An 18,767-nucleotide genomic window follows, 5' to 3' on the forward strand; every position below is an offset into this window, starting at 1 on the left:
ATTCAGCACCAGGAGTGCGGTCGTGATCAGCAAGAACTGGCAGGATCTTTCCAAGCCGAACAAGCTCGAAGTCAAGGTCGGCGACGACCCGAAGCGTCTGGCCACCGTGATCGCGCGTCCGCTCGAGCGCGGCTTCGGCATGACGCTCGGCAATGCGCTGCGCCGCGTGCTCCTGTCGTCGCTCCAGGGCGCGGCCGTCACCGCCGTCCAGATCGACGGCGTGCTGCACGAGTTCTCCTCGATCCCGGGCGTCCGCGAGGACGTGACCGACATCGTCCTCAACATCAAGGCCATCGCGGTCAAGATGCAGGGCGAGGGGCCGAAGCGCATGACGCTGCGCAAGTCGGGCCCGGGTGTCGTCACCGCCGGCGACATCAACACCATCGGCGACGTCTCGATCCTCAATCCCGAGCTCGTGCTCTGCACGCTCGACGACGGGGCCGAGATCCGCATGGAGTTCACGGTCAACACCGGCAAGGGCTATGTCCCGGCCGAGCAGAACCGCCCCGAGGACGCGCCGATCGGCCTGATCCCGGTCGACAGCCTGTACTCGCCGGTCAAGAAGGTCTCCTACCGCGTCGAGAACACCCGCGAGGGCCAGAACCTCGACAAGGACTCGCTGACGCTGGCGATCGAGACCAACGGCTCGGTCACCCCCGAGGACGCGCTGGCGCTCGCCGCCCGCATCCTGCAGGACCAGCTCGCGGTGTTCATCACCTTCGAGGAGCCGCGCAAGGAAGAGGCCGTCTCGACCGCGCCGCAGCTGCCCTTCAACCCGGCGCTGCTCAAGAAGGTCGACGAGCTCGAGCTTTCCGTCCGCTCGGCCAACTGCCTCAAGAACGACAACATCGTCTATATCGGCGACCTCATCCAGAAGTCGGAGGGCGAGATGCTGCGCACCCCGAACTTCGGCCGCAAGTCGCTGAACGAGATCAAGGAAGTGCTCGCCACCATGGGCCTGCACCTGGGCATGGACGTCCAGGGCTGGCCGCCGGAGAACATCGAAGAGCTCGCGAAGCGCTTCGAAGAGCACTACTGAGTTCCAACGGCGCGGGAGGCATCCCGCGCCAACCCCGCCCGGTTCATCCGAGCCGGAGCATAACGAACGGCCGTTCCGTGGCACGGCGGCCGTAAGCAACGAAGGAGCCAAACAATGCGTCACGGTTTCCGCGGTCGCCGCTTCAACCGCTCGGCCGAGCATCGCCAGGCGATGTTCGCCAACATGGCCCAGGCCCTGATCAAGCACGAGCAGATCACCACCACCCTGCCGAAGGCCAAGGACCTGCGTCCGGTCGTCGAGAAGCTGGTCACGCTCGGCAAGCGCGGCGACCTGCACGCCCGCCGTCAGGCGATCTCGCAGATCAAGGATGTCGAGCTCGTCGGCAAGCTCTTCGCGGTCCTCGGCCCGCGCTACAAGGAGCGCAATGGCGGCTATCTGCGCATCATGAAGGCGGGCTTCCGCTTCGGCGACAACGCCCCGATGGCGATCATCGAGTTCGTCGATCGCGACGTCGAGGCCAAGGGCAAGGATTCCGGCCCGGTCTTCACGGCGGAAGACGAAGCCGCCTGATCGGCGAACTTCATTGGATATTTGGAAAAGGCGGCCGCGAGGCCGCCTTTTTTGTTTCCGGCGGCGCTGCCCGTATTTCGCAGATGCGATACGCCCCTCGTCCGCTTGTGCATTGCGTCCGCGGAATTTAAGCGGGTGCCTGTATTTTAAGCTCTCAGGATGGAATGCATCATGTCGGACGATTCCCTTCTCGATCATGCGCTCGTGCGGCTCGACGTCGCCGCGAAGCATCTCACTGTCGATTCGGACGTTATCGAGAAGCTGAAATTCGCCCGCGAGACGACGAAAGTCCGCCTGATGATCCGCATGGATGACGGCTCGCGGAAATCCTTCCTCGCCTGGCGCTGCCGCTATGACGACACGCGGGGGCCGACCAAGGGCGGCATCCGCTTCCACCCGTCCTCGACCGCGGACGAGGTCGAGACGCTCGCCTTCTGGATGACCTTCAAATGCGCCGTGATGAACGTGCCCTATGGCGGCGGCAAGGGCGCGGTGCAGGTCGATCCGCGCCAGCTTTCGAAGGCCGAGCTCGAGCGGCTCTCCCGCGCCTATATCCAGGCCTTCGCGCGCACGATCGGTCCCGATCGCGACATCCCGGCGCCTGACGTCTACACCAATTCGATGATCATGGGCTGGATGGCCGACGAATACGCCCAGATCGTCGGCCAGGCCGTGCCGGCCGTGATCACCGGCAAGCCGATCGCGCTCGGCGGATCGCTCGGCCGCAACGACGCGACGGCGCGCGGCGGCTATTATCTGGTCCGTCACCTGCGCAACGACCTCGGCCTTGGCGAGAAGATGCGGGTGGCGATCCAGGGCTTCGGCAATGCCGGCCAGTTCATCGCCAAGCTGCTTGCGGCCGACGGGCACAGCATCGTCGCCGTCTCGGATTCGGCTGGCGCCGTCGCCTGCGCCGAGGGGCTGGACCTCGCCCGGCTCGTCGCGGCCAAGGAGGGCGGGAAGTCCATCACCGTCACGGCGGGCGAGGGCGGCCATCGCCTGATCGACGCGGAGGAACTCGTCGGCGTCGATTGCGAGCTCCTGGTGCCGGCGGCGCTGGAGAACATGATCCACGAAGGCAATGCCGGCAGCGTCAAGGCGCGGGTCGTGCTCGAGCTGGCGAACGGCCCGGTCACGCCCGAGGCGGATGCGCTGCTCGAGGCGCGCGGCGTCACGGTGCTGCCGGACATCCTGGCCAATGCCGGCGGCGTCACCGTCTCCTATTTCGAATGGGTGCAGAACCGCCAGGGCTTCTACTGGCTGCTGCCGGAGATCCATCAGCGCCTGCGCGAGATCATGGAGCGCGAAGGCCGCGCGATCTGGACGGTTGCCCAGGAGAAGGGCATCGCCATGCGCACCGCGGCCTATGTCCATGCACTGAGCCGCCTCGCCGAGGCGATCGAGGCGCACGGCACCCAGAACTTCTTCACGACCTGACCGGTCGGCGCCGAGACGGATGGAAAGGGCGGCCCGACGGCCGCCCTTTCCATTTGGACCGCTCAGGCAGGCTCCTGCGCGAGTTCGCGGGCGAGATCGACAAGGACATCCGCCGGCTGGTCCTGCAGATCCTGCTCCGGGGTGACGCCGTAAAGACCGAAGATGAAACTCGTCGTCTCGCTGCGCTCGGCGATGCCCATCGCCCAGCCGGAGAAGGAGCGGGCGGCGATAGGCTCCTCGGCCAGGACGCGCAGCGCCGCATGGCGCTGGTCCATCACGATCCGGCCATAGGTTGCCGTTACGTTGTCTGGCGGACCTTCGAGAACCTGCGCGAAGGCCGCATCCGTCGCCAACAGGAAACCGGTGATGCCGTTCTGCTCGTTGAGACGGCGGGCGCTCGCCAGGATGCGATCCAGCTCCGCGCGGCGATTGGCGTCGACGAGCCGGCTCTCGCTGGCGTACACAAGCCGAATCAGGCTCATCCTGCTCTTCCTGTCCGGCCGTCGAGGCCATATCTGGATCGGGAAATGCGCCTCGGGAACCGAAGCGCATCGGGAAGGTATAGCGGGTGTCGCGACCGGGCGGGAATATCCGCACGGCGCATTTGTTTCTGAACGAGGACAAGCATGATCCACCGCCCCGCAGCACATCGGAAGACCCTGGCCATGGCGGCCCTCGCCGGCGCCCTGATGGCCGGCGTGGCGCCGTGGCCGGCGCTCGGCCAGGCACGGCAGGTTCCCGAGACGCGCGAGCAGGTCACGCTTTCCTTCGCGCCGCTGGTGAAGCGGACGGCGGCAGCGGTCGTGAACGTCTATGGTGCGCGGGTCGAGAAGCGCCCGCAGAACCCCTTCCTGGACGATCCCTTCTTCCGGCGCTTCTTCGGCGATGGCGGCTTCGGCGTGCCGCGCGAGCGGGTGCAGCGCTCGCTCGGTTCCGGTGTGGTGGTCGATGCGGCAGCTGGCCTCGTGGTCACCAACAACCACGTGATCGAGAACATGAGCGAGGTGAAAGTCGCCTTCGCCGACAAGCGCGAGGTCGAGGCCACGATCCTGCTGCGCGATCCAAGGACCGATCTCGCCGTCCTCAAGCTCGCCGACGCGAAGAACCTGACCGCGATCGATCTCGCCGATACCGACGAGCTCCAGGTCGGCGACATCGTGCTCGCCATGGGCAACCCCTTCGGCGTCGGCCAGACGGTGACGCAGGGCATCGTTTCCGCTCTCGCCCGCACGCAGATCGGCGTCGGCGACGCCCAGTCCTTCATCCAGACCGACGCAGCCATCAATCCCGGCAATTCCGGCGGCGCGCTGATCGATATGAAGGGCCGCGTCGTCGGCATCAACACCGCGATCTATTCGCGCTCCGGCGGCAGCGTCGGCATCGGCTTCGCGATTCCCTCGGCGATGGTGCGCCTCGTCGTCGACAGCGCCAAGGCGGGGGCCAAGACGGTGCGCCGTCCCTGGTTCGGCGCGCGCCTGCAGAGCCTGACCGCCGATGTCGCAGACGGGCTCGGCCTCGACCGGCCGGCGGGCTCCGTCGTCGCCAGCGTCGTCGAGAAGGGCCCGGCGGAGCTGGCGGGGCTGCGCCGCTCCGATGTCATCCTGTCGGTCGACGGCGTCAATGTCGACGATCCCGAATCCTTCGGCTACCGCTTTGCCACCCGGCCGATCGGCGGCACGACGGCGCTCCTCGTCCTCCGCGGCGGCAAGCGGATCGAGCTGCCGGTCAGGCTCGTCGCAGCGCCCGAAACCCGCCCGCGCGACACGGTGAAGCTCACCAGCCGTTCTCCGCTGGCCGGCCTGACGGTGGCGAACATGTCCCCGGCGCTGGCCGAGGAGCTCTCGATCGATACCGGGAATGAGGGTGTTGTCGTCAGCGAAATCGAGGAGGGCAGCACCGCTGCCAATGTCGGCTTCCAGAAGGGCGACCTGATCATGGCGCTCAATGGCGAGCGGATGACCAATTCGCGCGAGGTCGAGGCGATCCTGAAGGACCGCCGGCGGGCCTGGGAGGTGACGATCTCCCGCAACGGCCAGACGATCACATCGGTCTTCCCCGGGTGAGCGATCTGTTTAGCGCTTCCGGGCTGGACAAGTCCGGCCCGCGGCCGCTTGCCGACAGGTTGCGGCCGACGACGCTGGCCGAGGTCGCCGGGCAGGAGCACCTGACCGGGCCGGACGGCGCGCTGACGCGGCTGGTCGCTTCCGGCACGCTGGGCAGCCTGATCTTCTGGGGACCGCCCGGCACCGGCAAGACGACGGTGGCGCGGCTGTTGGCGGGGCTGGTCGATCTCGGCTTCGAGCAGATCAGCGCGATCTTCTCCGGTGTCGCCGATTTGAAGAAGGTCTTCGAGGCGGCGCGCGGGCGCCGGCTCGGCGGGCGTGGCACGCTGCTCTTCGTCGACGAGATCCATCGCTTCAACCGGGCGCAGCTCGACGCCTTCCTCCCCGTCATGGAGGACGGCACGATCACGCTGATCGGTGCGACGACGGAGAACCCTTCCTTCGCCCTCAACGCGGCGCTGCTGTCGCGGGCGCGGGTGCTGACCTTCAGGTCGCTCGACGAGGGCTCGCTGCTGTTCCTGCTCGGCCGCGCCGAGGTGCTCGAAAGCCGGGAACTGCCGCTGACACCCGAGGCGCGGCTCGCGCTCGCACGCTTCGCCGATGGCGACGGGCGCGCGGTGCTGACGCTGGCCGAAGAGATCTGGCGCGCCGCCAAGCCCGGCGAGATCCTCGACGAGCACGGCCTCTCGGAGGTGATCCAGCGCCGGGCGCCGATCTACGACAAGGCGCAGGACGGCCACTACAACCTGATCTCGGCCCTGCACAAGACGATCCGCGGTTCCGATCCCGACGCGGCGCTCTACTATTTCGCGCGCATGCTCGATGCCGGCGAGGATCCGCGCTTCCTGGCGCGACGGCTGGTCCGGATGGCGGTGGAGGATATCGGGCTCGCCGATCCCCAGGCGCTTATCCATGCCCGGGCGGCAGCGGAGACCTATGAGCAGCTCGGCACGCCGGAGGGCGAGCTCGCACTGGCCAATTGCGTGATCTACCTGGCGACGGCGCCGAAATCGAACGCCGCCTATACCGCCTACAAGACGGCGGCGCGCGTGGCGAAGGAGCGCGGCTCGCTGATGCCGCCGAAGACCATCCTGAACGCGCCGACCCGGCTGATGCGCGAGGAGGGCTACGGCGCCGACTACGCCTATGACCACGACCAGCCCGATGCCTTCTCGGGACAGAACTACTGGCCGGACGCGCTCGGCCGGCAGCGCTTCTACGACCCGCCCGAACGCGGCTTCGAGCGCGAGATCAGGAAGCGGCTGGACTATTGGGAGAAGCTTCGGCGCGAGCGGGAAGGCTGAGCATGCGACGATCAGGTCGCTCAGCGATCTGTTCGGAAACCGTCTTTTGTCTCAGCGTCTTGTAGGTGTGTCTGATCAGATTGATTCAGTCTGATCAGCTGTTGCTCGGGGATGCGCCTTGCGTTTTCGTCCGCGGCGGCGGCACATGGCGGAGACCTCCGGCCGGCGGGCCGGACCCACTGCCGGACTCCTAGAGAATGCAACTGATCGCGCGCCTGCTTCTGATCGTTCCCTCCATCATCGCGGGATGGTTCGTATCGCCGAACGACGTCTCCTACTGGATCGTCGCCATGGTGATCGCGCTGGTCTTCATCGTGCTTACCATCGCCTTCGAGCTCTACGTCCATCCCCGGCTTCGGCAGCGTCGCAAGCCGTAGCGGCATTCCCGCCGTCAGCCTCGGCAATAGAACGGCAGGAAGGTGCTCGACATGCCACTATTCATGGCCATCAGCACCAGCCGGTTGGCGAGGTCGAGTTCTTCCTTGCTGCGGGCACAGACATCCGCCCGCGCCTGGCAGTTCGAGGCCAGGAAGGCGTCGTGGCTCGCCAGGAACTCGGTGCCGAGACCCTGCTTGCCCTGGCGGGTCAGCGCCTGCTCATAGGCCTTCCTATAGCGGTTGCATTTCTCTGTCGGCCAGTCCGGCGCGGGGCGTTGCTGGGCCAGGACGCTCGACCCGGCGAGGAGAATCACCGCCGCCGTCAGCAGGCCGGCGCTGCCGTTTCGCTTTCGACCCGTCATCCCGTCACGCTCCGTCGGCCCGTATAGCCCGGCTCCGGCCTGGCGATGGAGCGCCTAGCCGGTCAGCCTGCGGCGCAGGCCGGCCGGAACGGGCTCCTTCCGCCGCCGTCGGCGCAGTGATCCGGGCAATTGCGGCGGAATTCGTTTGTACGCTGCCGCAGCGCGCTCTATTCCACAGCGATGATCTCCACTGCACTCGTCTTTATCGGCGCGGGCATCGGCGGCGCACTGCGCCACGGCGTCAATCTCGCCTCGCTCCGCTGGCCCGGCCTGACCTTCCCCCTTGGCACCATGGCGATCAACATCGTCGGCTCCGGGGCGATGGGGCTGGTCGTCGGCTGGTTCGCATTCCGGGCCGGGGAGGGCGTGCCGCATGGCATGCGCCTCTTCCTCGCCACCGGCGTTCTCGGCGGATTCACCACATTTTCCGCCTTCTCGCTCGATGCCATGCTCCTGTGGGAGCGCGGCGAGACGATGCTGGCGGCTTCCTATGTCGTCGGATCGGTCGTGCTGTCGCTGGCGGCGCTGACCGGCGGAATGGCGCTGATGCGGGGGCTGTCATGAGGACGGGCGGCAAAGGGAACGGCGGCAAAGGCATGGGCGGCAAGGGCGCTGGCAGTCGGGGCCCGGGCGGCCGCGGAACGGGGGGCACCGGCGGCGCCAAGCGACCGGCTGCCGGCGCGCCTCGCGGCAAACGGCCGAGCCATGACGAGCGACGGCGGGCCGCGGCCCGTCCGGTTGCCGGGGAGGAGCGGGCGGTGCAGCGCCGCGCGCCGCGCCCGGAAGAGCCGGCACGGCCGACGCGGGCCCAGGTCAAGGCCGAGACCGCCGAGGTGCTCTCGACCGGCGTGCAGCAACTCGTGGTGACGCCCGACGAGAACGAGATGCGGATCGACCGCTTCCTCGAGGCGCGCTTCCCGCAGCTCTCCTTCAGCCATATCCAGCGCATCGTCCGGAAGGGCGAGCTGCGCGTCGACGGCAAGCGCGCCGACAGCAAGGACCGGCTCAGCGAAGGCCAGACCGTGCGCATCCCGCCGCTGAAGCTGGAGCAGCAGGCGGAGCGTCCGCGTTCGGCCAAGGCTGACGCAGACACGATCGGCTTCCTGCGCTCGATCACGCTCTACGAGGACGACGACGTCATGGTCCTCAACAAGCCGGCGGGCCTGGCCGTGCAGGGCGGCTCGGGCACCACGAAGCATGTCGACAAGATGCTGGAGGCGCTGACCGGCAAGGACGGGCAGAAGCCGCGCCTCGTCCACCGGCTCGACAAGGACACGGCCGGCTGCCTGGTGATCGCCAAGTCGCGCTTCGCGGCGGCGACCTTGGCCAAAACCTTCCGTTCGCGCGCGGCGCGCAAGGTCTACTGGGCGCTCGTCGCCGGCGTGCCGCGCGTGCGGCAGGGCCGGATCTCGACCTATCTCGCCCGCGAGGAGGCCTATGACGGCGACCAGCGCATGGCCGTGGCCCAGCATGGCGAGGACGGGGCGATGCACGCCGTGACCTACTACGCCGTGGTCGAGACCGCGGCGCAGAAGCTCGCCTGGCTGTCTCTCAAGCCGGTGACGGGGCGCACGCACCAGCTGCGCGCCCACACCACCCATATCGGCCACCCCATCGTCGGCGATCCGAAATATTTCAACATCCTGAACTGGGAGCTGCCCGGCGGCATCCAGAACAAGCTGCATCTGCTCGCCCGGCGGATCGTGCTGCCGCATCCGCGCGGGAAGGGCACGATCGACGTCAGCGCGCCGCTGCCGCCGCATATGCGCCAGAGCTGGAACCTGCTCGGCTTCGACGACGCGCCATACGACCCGATCGTCGAGGCGCCGGACGAGTGAGGCGGCGCTGGCCGGACTTTCCGGGATGACGAAACGTAAGAGAACAGTTGCGGAACAAATCGCATTCTGTTCTAATTATGTTCTCGTCATCGGAGGGGCTGACCATGCGTTCGGTGTTGATCGTTTCCGCCTTTCTTCTCGGCATGTCCGCATCTGCTCAGGCACAGGACGCCACGTCGGCCAAAGCCGTCGCGCCAGCGGGAGCCGGGCCTGCCGTCGTCGCGACCGCTGCGGAGGAGCCCATTCCACGGGCTGAACGGGCCAAGGCGCGGCAGGACTGCCTGTCGGAGAACCTCGCCTTGTCCGGCACGGATCTGCGCGCGGCCATGCGCGGCTGCATGCAGGCCAAGTTCCCAGGCGTGCGCCTCTATGCGCAGGACGGGCTGACGCGCGACGGCAAGCCTACCGCCGTGGCGGCGCGGGCCGCCTGCAAAAGCGAGGTCGACGGGCGCGACCTGCAGGGCTCGGAACGGATCGCGGCGCTGACCGCCTGCTTCAACGCCAAGCGGCCCGACCTGGCCCAGCGCGCCGAATGCCGCAAGGAGGCGCGAGCCAGGGGGCTGGACGGAGCGGATCTGCGCAAGGCGGTGGAGAGCTGCGCGCGCGAGGCCAGGGGCTGATCGGCCGATCGCCTGCGCGGGACGATGCCATGACGGCGGCGCAATGGATCGCGGCGGCGATCCGGGCTAAAGCGCCGTCATGGACCTCATCATCTTCGATCTCGACGGCACGCTGATCAATTCCGAGGCGATCATCCTCGGCGCGCAATACGAGGCTTTCCGCCGTTGCGGCCGCGAGCATCCGGGCCGCGAGGCCGGGCTCGGCATCGTCGGGCTGACGCTTGACATCGCGATGGCGCGGCTCGCCGGGCTCGACGAGCCCGACGACCTCTTGACCGAGACCTATCGCGAGGTCTTCGGGACGATGCGGCAGCGGGCGCTGTCCGACCCGTCGCTGGATGAGCCGCTGTTCCCGGGCGTCGCCGAGACGCTGGCCGCGCTGAAGCGCCATTCGGGGCTGAAGCTCGGCATCGCGACCGGCAAGTCGCGCAAGGGCGCCGAGTTCATCGTCGAGCGGCATGGCTGGCAGGATCTGTTCGACACGGTGCAGTCGGCCGACGACGCCCCGTCCAAGCCGCATCCCGGGATGATCATGCGGGCGATGGCAGAGACCGGCGCCTCGGCCGAGCGGACGGCGATGGTCGGCGACAGCTCCTTCGACATCGAGATGGCGGTAGCCGCCGGCGTGGTGCCCGTCGCCGTGTCCTGGGGCTTCCAGCCGGTGCCGAACCTCGTCGCACTGGGCGCTCGCCATGTGCTGGGCGAGTTCGCCGAGCTGCCGGGCGCGCTCGGGCTGGTCCAACCCGCCGCGGCGTGACGCCGGCCCTTTGGGGCGACGGCGCAGCCGTCTGACACAGCCATGATCCGGGCGGTGGCTCAGGCGGCTTCCGGCAGCTCGCGCAGGCGCGGGACCGTCGAAGCGGAAATCACCAGGAGCTGGACGAGGAAGCCGATGGCGGCGACGGCGAGGCAGGCCGGCGCGCCGAAGCGGGCCGCGACGAAGGCGCCGATCGCGGCACCGATCGGTCTCGCCCCGAAGGTCGCCGTCATGATCAGCGCCGAAACCCGCCCCAGCATTGCCTGTGGCGTTACCGCCTGGCGCAGCGTCATGGTGGTGATCGACCATAGGATCGGGCCGGCGCCGAACAGGAAGAAGCTGAGCCCGGCCAGCAGGACGGTGGGGAACCACAGGGTCAGGAGCATGACCAGGGCGGCGCAGAAGCCGCCGAGCGGCCCGATCACGATCATCGCGCCGAAGGGCAGGCGCCGGGACAAGGCCGGGGCGATCCAGGCGCCGGCGACCATGCCGGCCCCGTAGATGCCGAGCGTCAGCCCGACCTCGGTCGCGCTCAGGCCGAGATCCTGCACGGCATAGGCGACATAGATCGCCTGGAGGACGAACCAGGCGGTGTTGAAGAACACGGCGGTGACGAGGATCGGGCGCAGCAGTTCGTGGCGGGAGACGAAGCGCGCGCCCTCGCCGAGATCCTGCAGCAGGTTGCGGCCGGAGGGGCCGGCGATCGGCTCCTTCGGCAGGCCGGCGAGGAGCAGCACGGCCAGGATCGACAGCGCCGTCGCCAGGGCATAGGCAGTGGGTGCGCCGGTCCAGCCGACGAGCGCGCCGCCAAGCGCGGGGCCGCCGGCATAGGCGGCGCTGCGGGCGAGCTCGAGCCAGCGATTGGCCGCGCCGAGCTGCGCCCGCGGCACGATGCCGGGGATCAGCGCCGGGGCTGCGACGCTGTAGACGACGGTGCCGATCGCGCCGAGGAAGCCGAGGGCGGCGAGGAGCGGCAGGTTCAGCTGCCCGTAGGCGAGCAACAGCATGATCGCCACCAGCGACAACGCCCGCAGTATCTCGGCGCCGACCATCAGACCGCGCCGCGAGGCCCGGTCGACCGCAAGGCCGGCGGGAATCGACAGTAGCAGGAAGGGCAGCGTCTGCGCGGTCTGCAGCCAGCCGGTCTCCGCCGGGCCGGCCGCGAGCAGAAGCACGGCGGCCAGCGGCGCCGCGGCCAGGGCGATCTGCTCGGAGAACTGGGCCAGCAGGTTCGACCAGCCGATGCGCCGGAACGCAAAGGGGAGCGGGCTATGGGCGGGCGTCGACATGACGGTTCCTCGGAAGGGGCGCAGGTCGCGGATCAAGCGCCCGAGCGGGCCTGCGATCCACCCGTTTCCTGTGGCGGCTCCGTCGTCGACAGCGGCGGGTAATAACCTCGCAACCACGTCGACTCAGCCCCGTTTAACCTGAATATCCGTTCAGATTTGCGTGTTAACCACCTGATGCCTGGCCGGGGTGCATGGTGTTTTCACAACAGGGACGTATCGGCACAAAACAACGCCGAACAGGAGTTCAGACATGATGGATCATGAGCTTCGTGAATTCGTCGATCACGTAATGGATCGCCGTGTGATCAATGACGAAGACGTCAAGATGCTTCAGCGGAACATCTTGAACGATGTCGTCATGACGCGAGACACGATCGACATCCTCATCGCGCTCGATCGCGCCGTGCTGCAAAGCTGCCAGTCCTATGCCGATTATCTCGTGGCGCTGGTCGTCGACTTCGCCGTCTGGGAAAACCGGCCGACCGGCGTCATCGACCGCGACAAGGCGCATTGGCTGGTGACGACGCTCTCGGCTGGCGAGGGGCCGACCGCCACGGCGCGGCGCATCGCCTTCGAGATCGCCCGCGAGGCGGAGCATTGCGATGAGGCGCTGCTTGCTTTCGCCTTCGCCAAGGGGGCGGCGAAAGAGATTGCGCGGGGCGCTGCCGGTCGCATGCCACGGACCCTGCTCGCGAATTGACCTGCGCATCTGCGCACAATCGTCTGGCTTCCGGCTCACCGCGCGTCCGCTAAGGCGTGCGGTGAGCTAATTGCCTGTCAAAGCGCGAGATTATCCAGAGAGGCGGCTTGCGCTGCCTGGTCCGACGCAGCGGCCGACTTTCGCATCGGTGGACGGCAGTTGCGGCGTCCCATACACCCCGGCTATTGCAGTCTGGTCCGAAGCCGGGGGGATTCCGCGCATGTTCTCGAAGATCCTGATCGCGAACCGCGGCGAGATCGCCTGCCGTGTCATCAAGACCGCACGGCGCATGGGCATCAAGACGGTGGCCGTCTATTCGGATGCGGACCGTGACGCGCTGCATGTCGAGATGGCCGACCAGGCCGTGCATATCGGCGAGGCCCCGGCCGCCCAGTCCTATCTGCAAATCGACAAGATCATCGCCGCCTGCAAGCAGACCGGCGCCGAGGCCGTGCATCCGGGCTACGGCTTCCTGTCGGAGCGCGAGGCCTTCGCCCAGGCACTGAAGGATAACGGCATCGTCTTCATCGGTCCCAATCCGGGCGCGATCGCCGCGATGGGCGACAAGATCGAATCGAAGAAGGCGGCGGCGGCCGCCAAGGTTTCGACCGTGCCGGGCTTCCTCGGCATCATCGAAAGCCCCGAGCATGCGGTGACGATCGCCGACGAGATCGGCTATCCCGTGATGATCAAGGCCTCGGCCGGCGGCGGCGGCAAGGGCATGCGCATCGCCCATTCGGCCGGCGAGGTGGCGGAAGGCTTTGCCCGCGCGAAGTCGGAAGCCGCGTCCTCCTTCGGCGACGATCGCGTCTTCGTCGAGAAGTTCATCGTCGACCCCCGCCATATCGAGATCCAGGTGCTGGGCGACAAGCACGGCAACGTCATCTATCTCGGCGAGCGCGAATGCTCGATCCAGCGCCGCAACCAGAAGGTGCTGGAGGAGGCGCCGTCGCCGCTGCTCGACGAGGCGACGCGCCGCAAGATGGGCGAGCAGGCCGTCGCGCTGGCCAAGGCGGTGAACTACGACTCGGCCGGCACGGTCGAGTTCGTCGCCGGCCAGGACAAGTCCTTCTACTTCCTCGAGATGAACACCCGGCTCCAGGTCGAGCATCCGGTCACCGAGATGATCACCGGCATCGATCTCGTCGAGCAGATGATCCGGGTCGCCGCCGGCGAGAAGCTAGCGATCGCGCAGGCCGATGTGAAGCTCGACGGCTGGGCCGTCGAGAGCCGCGTCTATGCCGAGGACCCGACCCGCAATTTCCTGCCCTCGACGGGCCGGCTCGTGACCTATCGGCCTCCCAGCGAGGGCCCGGATGGCGAGGCGGTCGTCCGCAACGATACCGGCGTCTACGAGGGCGGCGAGATCTCGATCTATTACGACCCGATGATCGCGAAGCTCGTGACGCATGCGCCGACCCGCGAGGCGGCGATCAAGACGCAGGCGCGCGCGCTCGATGCCTTCGCCATCGACGGCATCCGCCACAACATCCCCTTCGTCGCGGCGGTGATGCAGCATCCGCGCTGGATCTCGGGCAACCTCTCCACCGGCTTCATCGCCGAGGAGTTCCCGGAGGGCTTCGCGCTGCCGGTGCCGCAGGGCGAAACCGCGCAGCGCATGGCCGCCATCGCCATCGCCTGCGACCACCGCATGAACCAGCGCAAGCGAAACGTCTCGGCGCAGATGGAAGGCTGGCGAAAGGTCTCCTTCGATCGGCTGCGCGTCGTCCGGCTCGGCGAGGAGCGCTTCGAGGGCGAGGTCTCGGAGCAGGGCGGGGCGGTGATCATCGCTTTTCCGGGCCGCAGCGTCAGCGTCGTCAGCGAGTGGGTGCCGGGCGAGCCGGTCTGGCACGGCACGCTCGACGGGGTGAAGGTCGCTGCGCAGGTCCGGCCGATCCTGAACGGCGTCGCGCTCGGACATGCCGGCGCCTACGCCGATGCCCATGTCTATACGCAGCGCGAGGCGGAGCTCGCGGCGCTGATGCCGGAGAAGGTCGCTGCCGATACCGGCAAGTTCCTGCTCTGCCCGATGCCGGGGCTGGTCAAATCGATCGCCGTCACGGTCGGCCAGGAGGTCAAGGCCGGCGAGCCGCTCGCCATGGTCGAGGCGATGAAGATGGAGAACGTGCTGCGCGCCGAGAAGGACGTCACCATCGCCAAGATCCTGGCGAAGGAGGGTGATTCCCTTGCGGTTGACGCCGTCATCATGGAATTCGCCTGAGCGGGTGACGCAGGCCATGGCTCTGCCGTCATGGTCGGGCTTGTCCCGACCATCCACGTCTTTCTCTCGCGTCATTCGTGTTCAAGACGTGGACGCTCGCCACAGGGGCGAGCGTGACGGTCTGGAGGTTTCATGCTGAAGATCTGGGGCCGGTTGAGCTCGATCAACGTCCAGAAGGTCGTCTGGGCGGCCGGCGAGGCCGGGCAGGTCTTCGAGCGCATCGATGTCGGCGGCCCGTTCGGCGGGCTCGACACGCCGGAATTCCGCGCGATGAACCCGAACGGGCAGATCCCGGTGCTGGAGGACGGCTCCTCCGCCTGTGGGAATCCAACAGCATCGTGCGCTACCTGGCGGCGCGCCACGGCGCCGCGACGCTTTGGGAAGAGGACCCCGCCCGGCGTGCGCTGGCCGAGCGCTGGATGGACTGGATGCTGTCGGAGCTGCAGCCGGCGATGGCGCCGGTGCTCTGGGGCGTGGTGCGCAAGGTGCCGGCCTATGCCGACCCGAAGGTAATCGGCGAGGGCGTGAAGCGGGCGGAGACGCTGATGGCGATCCTCGACGCACAGCTGGCGGATCGGCCCTTCCTCGCCGGCGAGCGTTTCGGCGTCGCCGACATCACGGTCGGTTGCGGCGCCCATCGCTGGCTCAACATGCCGGTGGAGCGGATCGAGCGGCCGGCGGTGCAGCGCTGGTACGCGGCGCTCTCCGCCAGGCCGGCGGCGCAGGCGGCTCTCCCGCTGCCGGTCACCTGAGAAAGCGCCGCGCTTGATCCGGGCGCTGCGGCTGGCATGATGCCGGAATGAACGCTCTTCGCGCGGTCCTGCTTCTGTCTTGTCTCAGCCCTGCCGCGCCGGCGGCGGCGCAGCAGGGCGCGTCGGCTCTGAGGGCGGATTTGGCAGCCCTGACGACTTGCCTACGCGAGAGCGGCAGGGCGCCGACCGCCTGCATCGGCACGGTGGCGGTGGCTTGCGTCCGCGCGGCCAGCAGCGATCCGCAGCGCGCGGAGGCGCCCTGCGCCAGGCGCGAGGAGGCAGTCTGGCGCGAGCGCCTGACGCTTGCGCTGCAGATCTCGGCGCGCCGGTTCGATGCCGGGCAGCGCAGCCGCCTCGCCGCACTGCAGCTCGCCTGGGAAGGTTATGTCGCGCAGAAATGCGCCTTCTATGCCGCGTCGCAGCGGGAGGCGGTGCAGGCCGGCCGGCAGGCGGGGTGCGAACTGCGCGAGGTCGCCGAACGCGCGATCGAGCTCGCCAGGGCGCTACCGCAAGGCGGGCAGCGGCGCCCCTCCTCGCCGCCGCAGATCATCCGCTGAGGTCTCCGATGCGGGAATGGTGACATCAGGCCGGCGCTGTCCGGCCGGGCGCCGCGGACCGCATCAAACTACTGGAGCTTGCCGCGGTGCTGCGGCTATACCGGCGGGCCGATGGCGGCCGCCGGCCTGCCGGCCTGCCGCGAGCCCCTGATGTTCTTCATCCTGTCCAAGATCGTCTGGTTCGTCTTCTCGCCGGTCAATTTCGTCATCCTCGTCGCAGGGCTCTCCGTGCTCCTGGCCTTTACGCGCTTCGCCAGGCCGGCCCGATGGATCGCTCTGTTCTCCCTCGCAGCGCTCGGGCTGATGGCCTTCAGCCCGCTGCCGCGCGCCGTGATCCGGCCGCTGGAGGATCGCTTCCCGCAGCAGGATGCGCGCAAGGGCCCGGTGACGGGTATCGTCGTCCTGGGAGGAGCGGTCGGCATCGCGCGCGGCGATATCGTCCTGAACTCCTCGGCGGTACGCATGACCAAGGCGGTGGAGCTGGCGCGGCTGCACCCGGAGGCGAAGATCGTCTTCACCGGCGGGGCCGCCAACCTGATCACCGAGGCGAAGGAAACCGAGGCGGACGGGGCGAAGCTGCTGTTCGAGGCGCTCGGCCTCGACCCCGCCCGGCTCATTCTGGAGGACCAGTCGCGCAATACGCGCGAGAACGCCGTCTTCAGCCGCCGCCTCGTCGATCCCAAGCCCGGCGAGCGCTGGCTTCTCGTGACCTCGGCCTGGCACATGCCGCGTTCGATCGGCGTGTTCCGCATGGCCGGCTTCGATGTGGAGGCCTTCCCGGTCGACTACTGGTCGAGCGGCGAAGTCGACGATTTCATCCGGCCCTACAGCAGGGCGCCGCGCGCGCTCGAGGTCGCCGATAACGGCTTCAAGGAATGGGTCGGCCTGCTGGCTTACAGGCTGGCGGGCTATACCGACGCGCTGTTCCCGGCGCCCTGATCATCGGGGGAGGCGTCGGACGGCAGCGAGAGCCGGTAGACGCCGCGGAAATCATCCGGGTCGACCGGGCGGCCCTTGCGGGTGATCACGAGCCTGCCTTCCTTCATCAGCTTCACCGCGGCGCGACGGACCGGCTGCATCAGCGGGCCCCAATCGTCGGGGTGGTCGCTGCCGAGGGCGCGGGCGACATCCATCGGCGAAACCGTGCGACCGGGCTCCCGCCGCGTCAGCAGGTCGAGGATCGCCTGCTCGATAGTCTCGGGCGCGTGGCCTTCGGATTCTTGGCTCATGGCTGGCTCGGATGGTTGAAGACGCGCGTCGCGTCCGAGGCGAACTGGCGCCGGTACATCGCGACCAGCACCGCGCCGGTGAAGGCGAGGAAGGTGATCGGGCCGAGGAACCAGCCGAGATAGGCGAGCGCGAAGAAGAAGGCGCGCTGGCCGCGGTTGAAATGCCGCCCGGCGGCAATGTTCATCTCGGTGGTCTCGTGCACCGCCCCGGCCATCGCCTTCTCGTCGTCGCCGTCGAAGGGGGGCAGGGCGCCGAGCAGGATGACGCAGTAGTTGAAGAGCCGGTAGCTCCAGGCGAATTTGAAGAAGGCGTAGCCGAAGATGCCGGCGAGCCCGATCACCTTCATCTCCCAGACCGCGCGCGACGTCGGCGGCACGAGGGGGAGGTCGGAGAAGATCGCGACGACGCGGTCGGTCGAGTTCAGCAGCGCGAGCGTACCGCCGATCGCGATCAGCGAGGTTGAGGCGAAGAAGGCGGTGCCGTTCTGCAGGCCGTTCATCACCTGGGTATCGACGATGCGGACCTCGCGGGTCGCAGCCTGGCGGATCCAGCGGGCCCGGCGCAGGTTCATCCGCATGTTGAGCGTCCGGGCGGCATAGGGGCCCATCTCGACCACATAGTGATAGCCGAGCCAGGACAGGGTGAAGAACGCCAGGGCGGTCAGATCGAGATTGCTGAAGCCGAACATGCCGCCGCTCTGCACTCCGCCGGCCCGAGAGGCAAGCAGCTTGTGCCGGCGCCGCGCGGACGGCAAGGTCGTGGCATTGACGCTTCCGCCGCGAGCCGCCACGGTGCGCCGGAATCGGGGAAGGACGAGCCATGCCGCAAACCATCAGCAAGGGCTACAAGGCGCTGGTCGCGGAGGCAGAGAGCCGGATCGAGACGCTGACGGTCGAGGCGGCGCAGGCGCTCCATGGCAGCGACGACGTCGTCTTCGTCGATCTGCGCGATCCGCGCGAGCTGGAGCGGGAAGGGCGCATGCCCGGCGCCTTCCATTGTCCGCGCGGCATGCTCGAATTCTGGATCGATCCGGAAAGCCCCTATGCCAAGCCGGTGTTCCAGGAGGACAAGCGCTTCGTCTTCTTCTGCGGCGGCGGCTGGCGCTCGGCGCTCGCTGCCCAGGCCGCACAGGAGATGGGGCTGAAGCCGGTCGCGCATGTGGCGGGCGGATTCGGTGCCTGGAAGAAGGCGGGGGCGCCGGTCGAGCCCCCCGCCGAGCGGAAGGGCTGAGACTCCCCACCTTGTCCCATATCGTCATCGTTCTACTGGTCGTGGCTTTCATTTTCCGCAAGCCGCTCGGCCGCATCCTGGCGCGGCAATTTCCCAACCGTGCCAAGCGCCAGCAGGTGCTGGGCACCATCATCGCGGCCTTCCTGCTGGTGATCGCCGCGAGGCTGGTCGCGTTGTTCTGGTGAAACACCCACGCCGGACCGTGGCGTAGATCCGGCATGGCGGCGCGCGATTCCGCCAACAATTCACAGGCCCGGCCCCGTCCTGATCCTGGCGAGGGCGGCCCGTGTGGCCAGCGCATGGCGGAACGGGTTGCGTCCTGCCCATAAATCAGGCATGTTTGGCGACCTGGCTCCAACTCAAGAAAGGGAGGGCTGAATGGAATTCAAATTCACCGTCGCCACTCCCATGCGACCACGCCGGCACTAGGTCGGTCTCGCACGAGGCCCGCCTGCCAGCG

At 68.1% G+C, this 18,767-nt stretch carries 22 protein-coding genes and 1 pseudogene; 18 read left to right on the forward strand and 5 right to left on the reverse strand.

Annotated features, from left to right (window positions below; all coding sequences use genetic code 11):
- The first annotated feature begins 22 nt into the window (after positions 1-22).
- The 3 genes from B5Y19_RS15055 (at position 23) to B5Y19_RS15065 (ending at position 3,007) form a co-directional block, all read left to right on the forward strand.
- Positions 23-1,039: a DNA-directed RNA polymerase subunit alpha gene (locus B5Y19_RS15055; protein ID WP_055730199.1), complete on the forward strand. Its 1,017-nt coding sequence runs from the start codon at positions 23-25 to the stop codon at positions 1,037-1,039.
- A gap of 114 nt (positions 1,040-1,153) precedes the next feature.
- Entirely contained in the window at positions 1,154-1,570 is a 417-nt protein-coding gene (gene rplQ, locus B5Y19_RS15060; protein WP_055730200.1) for a 50S ribosomal protein L17, read from the forward strand.
- A gap of 171 nt (positions 1,571-1,741) precedes the next feature.
- Positions 1,742-3,007: a Glu/Leu/Phe/Val family dehydrogenase gene (locus tag B5Y19_RS15065; RefSeq protein WP_079591696.1), complete on the forward strand. Its 1,266-nt coding sequence runs from the start codon at positions 1,742-1,744 to the stop codon at positions 3,005-3,007.
- Positions 3,008-3,069: 62 nt separating this feature from the next.
- Here the strand turns inward: B5Y19_RS15065 and B5Y19_RS15070 are convergent, their stop codons facing one another.
- Positions 3,070-3,489 (reverse strand): BLUF domain-containing protein, encoded by a 420-nt coding sequence (locus B5Y19_RS15070; protein ID WP_055730201.1) that lies wholly within the window; start codon positions 3,487-3,489, stop codon positions 3,070-3,072.
- Positions 3,490-3,633: 144 nt separating this feature from the next.
- On the opposite strand from B5Y19_RS15070, the gene B5Y19_RS15075 reads away from it, so the two are divergent.
- The 3 genes from B5Y19_RS15075 (at position 3,634) to B5Y19_RS15085 (ending at position 6,751) form a co-directional block, all read left to right on the forward strand.
- Positions 3,634-5,070, forward strand: coding sequence for a DegQ family serine endoprotease (locus B5Y19_RS15075; protein WP_244555597.1), 1,437 nt, complete (start codon positions 3,634-3,636; stop codon positions 5,068-5,070).
- Positions 5,067-6,374, forward strand: a complete 1,308-nt coding sequence (locus B5Y19_RS15080; protein WP_055730203.1) for a replication-associated recombination protein A — start codon at positions 5,067-5,069, stop codon at positions 6,372-6,374. Before B5Y19_RS15075 ends, B5Y19_RS15080 begins: the two co-directional genes overlap by 4 nt.
- 197 nt (positions 6,375-6,571) lie before the next feature.
- The gene (locus B5Y19_RS15085; protein WP_055730204.1) at positions 6,572-6,751 is read left to right on the forward strand and encodes a hypothetical protein; all 180 of its coding nucleotides are present in this window, start codon (positions 6,572-6,574) and stop codon (positions 6,749-6,751) included.
- A 14-nt stretch (positions 6,752-6,765) separates the two neighbouring features.
- Here the strand turns inward: B5Y19_RS15085 and B5Y19_RS15090 are convergent, their stop codons facing one another.
- The gene (locus B5Y19_RS15090) at positions 6,766-7,113 is read right to left on the reverse strand and encodes a hypothetical protein (RefSeq protein WP_055730205.1); all 348 of its coding nucleotides are present in this window, start codon (positions 7,111-7,113) and stop codon (positions 6,766-6,768) included.
- 180 nt (positions 7,114-7,293) lie between these two features.
- Here B5Y19_RS15090 and crcB point away from each other — a divergent pair, with 180 nt between their 5' ends.
- The 4 genes from crcB (at position 7,294) to B5Y19_RS15110 (ending at position 10,328) form a co-directional block, all read left to right on the forward strand.
- The gene (crcB, locus tag B5Y19_RS15095) at positions 7,294-7,677 is read left to right on the forward strand and encodes a fluoride efflux transporter CrcB (RefSeq protein ID WP_055730206.1); all 384 of its coding nucleotides are present in this window, start codon (positions 7,294-7,296) and stop codon (positions 7,675-7,677) included.
- Positions 7,674-8,951, forward strand: a complete 1,278-nt coding sequence (locus B5Y19_RS15100) for an RluA family pseudouridine synthase (RefSeq protein ID WP_079591667.1) — start codon at positions 7,674-7,676, stop codon at positions 8,949-8,951. The genes crcB and B5Y19_RS15100 overlap by 4 nt, the downstream gene beginning before the upstream one ends.
- Before the next feature lie 104 nt (positions 8,952-9,055).
- Positions 9,056-9,571 (forward strand): hypothetical protein, encoded by a 516-nt coding sequence (locus B5Y19_RS15105; RefSeq protein ID WP_139384406.1) that lies wholly within the window; start codon positions 9,056-9,058, stop codon positions 9,569-9,571.
- 79 nt (positions 9,572-9,650) lie between these two features.
- The gene (locus tag B5Y19_RS15110; protein WP_055728478.1) at positions 9,651-10,328 is read left to right on the forward strand and encodes an HAD-IA family hydrolase; all 678 of its coding nucleotides are present in this window, start codon (positions 9,651-9,653) and stop codon (positions 10,326-10,328) included.
- 59 nt (positions 10,329-10,387) lie between these two features.
- Here the strand turns inward: B5Y19_RS15110 and B5Y19_RS15115 are convergent, their stop codons facing one another.
- The gene (locus B5Y19_RS15115) at positions 10,388-11,617 is read right to left on the reverse strand and encodes an MFS transporter (protein ID WP_055728477.1); all 1,230 of its coding nucleotides are present in this window, start codon (positions 11,615-11,617) and stop codon (positions 10,388-10,390) included.
- 358 nt (positions 11,618-11,975) lie between these two features.
- On the opposite strand from B5Y19_RS15115, the gene B5Y19_RS15120 reads away from it, so the two are divergent.
- From B5Y19_RS15120 to B5Y19_RS15140, 6 genes and pseudogenes are all read left to right on the forward strand, one after another.
- Complete coding sequence (locus tag B5Y19_RS15120) at positions 11,976-12,317, forward strand: hypothetical protein (RefSeq protein ID WP_176168633.1); 342 nt, start codon at positions 11,976-11,978, stop codon at positions 12,315-12,317.
- Between the two features lie 220 nt (positions 12,318-12,537).
- Entirely contained in the window at positions 12,538-14,538 is a 2,001-nt protein-coding gene (locus B5Y19_RS15125; RefSeq protein WP_055728475.1) for an acetyl-CoA carboxylase biotin carboxylase subunit, read from the forward strand.
- 132 nt (positions 14,539-14,670) lie between these two features.
- Positions 14,671-14,796, forward strand: a pseudogene (locus B5Y19_RS26730) (thioredoxin domain-containing protein); the annotation flags it as partial.
- Positions 14,797-14,876: 80 nt separating this feature from the next.
- Positions 14,877-15,290 (forward strand): glutathione S-transferase C-terminal domain-containing protein, encoded by a 414-nt coding sequence (locus B5Y19_RS15130; protein WP_244555599.1) that lies wholly within the window; start codon positions 14,877-14,879, stop codon positions 15,288-15,290.
- Positions 15,291-15,337: 47 nt separating this feature from the next.
- Positions 15,338-15,847, forward strand: coding sequence for a lysozyme inhibitor LprI family protein (locus B5Y19_RS15135; protein ID WP_139384408.1), 510 nt, complete (start codon positions 15,338-15,340; stop codon positions 15,845-15,847).
- Positions 15,848-15,958: 111 nt separating this feature from the next.
- Positions 15,959-16,786 carry a YdcF family protein gene (locus tag B5Y19_RS15140; protein WP_244555600.1) on the forward strand — a complete coding sequence of 276 codons (828 nt, stop codon included), beginning with the start codon at positions 15,959-15,961 and terminating at the stop codon, positions 16,784-16,786.
- Here B5Y19_RS15140 and B5Y19_RS15145 read toward each other — a convergent pair.
- Positions 16,756-17,076 (reverse strand): DUF3253 domain-containing protein, encoded by a 321-nt coding sequence (locus tag B5Y19_RS15145; protein ID WP_055728473.1) that lies wholly within the window; start codon positions 17,074-17,076, stop codon positions 16,756-16,758. The two genes, B5Y19_RS15140 and B5Y19_RS15145, sit on opposite strands and share 31 nt — an antisense overlap.
- Positions 17,073-17,765: a DUF599 domain-containing protein gene (locus B5Y19_RS15150; protein ID WP_055728472.1), complete on the reverse strand. Its 693-nt coding sequence runs from the start codon at positions 17,763-17,765 to the stop codon at positions 17,073-17,075. The genes B5Y19_RS15145 and B5Y19_RS15150 overlap by 4 nt, the downstream gene beginning before the upstream one ends.
- Positions 17,766-17,896: 131 nt before the next feature.
- On the opposite strand from B5Y19_RS15150, the gene B5Y19_RS15155 reads away from it, so the two are divergent.
- Together B5Y19_RS15155 and B5Y19_RS26120 are read left to right on the forward strand one after the other, a co-directional pair.
- The gene (locus tag B5Y19_RS15155; RefSeq protein WP_055728471.1) at positions 17,897-18,307 is read left to right on the forward strand and encodes a rhodanese-like domain-containing protein; all 411 of its coding nucleotides are present in this window, start codon (positions 17,897-17,899) and stop codon (positions 18,305-18,307) included.
- 11 nt (positions 18,308-18,318) lie between these two features.
- Positions 18,319-18,492 (forward strand): hypothetical protein, encoded by a 174-nt coding sequence (locus B5Y19_RS26120; RefSeq protein ID WP_156367056.1) that lies wholly within the window; start codon positions 18,319-18,321, stop codon positions 18,490-18,492.
- Positions 18,493-18,767: the final 275 nt, after the last annotated feature.

It is taken from the genome of Allobosea thiooxidans, assembly GCF_900168195.1.
GTDB classification, from domain to species: domain Bacteria; phylum Pseudomonadota; class Alphaproteobacteria; order Rhizobiales; family Beijerinckiaceae; genus Allobosea; species Allobosea thiooxidans.

Bases quoted from the DNA above. Each gene is read 5' to 3' on its own strand.
- B5Y19_RS15155 (WP_055728471.1), top strand. From the start codon at position 17,897: ATGCCGCAAACCATCAGCAAGGGCTACAAGGCGCTGGTCGCGGAGGCA.
- crcB (WP_055730206.1), top strand. From the start codon at position 7,294: ATGATCTCCACTGCACTCGTCTTTATCGGCGCGGGCATCGGCGGCGCA.
- B5Y19_RS15150 (WP_055728472.1), bottom strand. From the start codon at position 17,765: ATGTTCGGCTTCAGCAATCTCGATCTGACCGCCCTGGCGTTCTTCACC.
- B5Y19_RS15110 (WP_055728478.1), top strand. From the start codon at position 9,651: ATGGACCTCATCATCTTCGATCTCGACGGCACGCTGATCAATTCCGAG.
- B5Y19_RS15140 (WP_244555600.1), top strand. From the start codon at position 15,959: ATGGCGGCCGCCGGCCTGCCGGCCTGCCGCGAGCCCCTGATGTTCTTC.
- B5Y19_RS15135 (WP_139384408.1), top strand. From the start codon at position 15,338: ATGAACGCTCTTCGCGCGGTCCTGCTTCTGTCTTGTCTCAGCCCTGCC.
- B5Y19_RS15070 (WP_055730201.1), bottom strand. From the start codon at position 3,489: ATGAGCCTGATTCGGCTTGTGTACGCCAGCGAGAGCCGGCTCGTCGAC.
- B5Y19_RS15145 (WP_055728473.1), bottom strand. From the start codon at position 17,076: ATGAGCCAAGAATCCGAAGGCCACGCGCCCGAGACTATCGAGCAGGCG.
- B5Y19_RS15065 (WP_079591696.1), top strand. From the start codon at position 1,742: ATGTCGGACGATTCCCTTCTCGATCATGCGCTCGTGCGGCTCGACGTC.
- B5Y19_RS15120 (WP_176168633.1), top strand. From the start codon at position 11,976: ATGACGCGAGACACGATCGACATCCTCATCGCGCTCGATCGCGCCGTG.
- rplQ (WP_055730200.1), top strand. From the start codon at position 1,154: ATGCGTCACGGTTTCCGCGGTCGCCGCTTCAACCGCTCGGCCGAGCAT.
- B5Y19_RS15125 (WP_055728475.1), top strand. From the start codon at position 12,538: ATGTTCTCGAAGATCCTGATCGCGAACCGCGGCGAGATCGCCTGCCGT.
- B5Y19_RS15100 (WP_079591667.1), top strand. From the start codon at position 7,674: ATGAGGACGGGCGGCAAAGGGAACGGCGGCAAAGGCATGGGCGGCAAG.
- B5Y19_RS15075 (WP_244555597.1), top strand. From the start codon at position 3,634: ATGATCCACCGCCCCGCAGCACATCGGAAGACCCTGGCCATGGCGGCC.
- B5Y19_RS15105 (WP_139384406.1), top strand. From the start codon at position 9,056: ATGCGTTCGGTGTTGATCGTTTCCGCCTTTCTTCTCGGCATGTCCGCA.
- B5Y19_RS15090 (WP_055730205.1), bottom strand. From the start codon at position 7,113: ATGACGGGTCGAAAGCGAAACGGCAGCGCCGGCCTGCTGACGGCGGCG.
- B5Y19_RS15085 (WP_055730204.1), top strand. From the start codon at position 6,572: ATGCAACTGATCGCGCGCCTGCTTCTGATCGTTCCCTCCATCATCGCG.
- B5Y19_RS15115 (WP_055728477.1), bottom strand. From the start codon at position 11,617: ATGTCGACGCCCGCCCATAGCCCGCTCCCCTTTGCGTTCCGGCGCATC.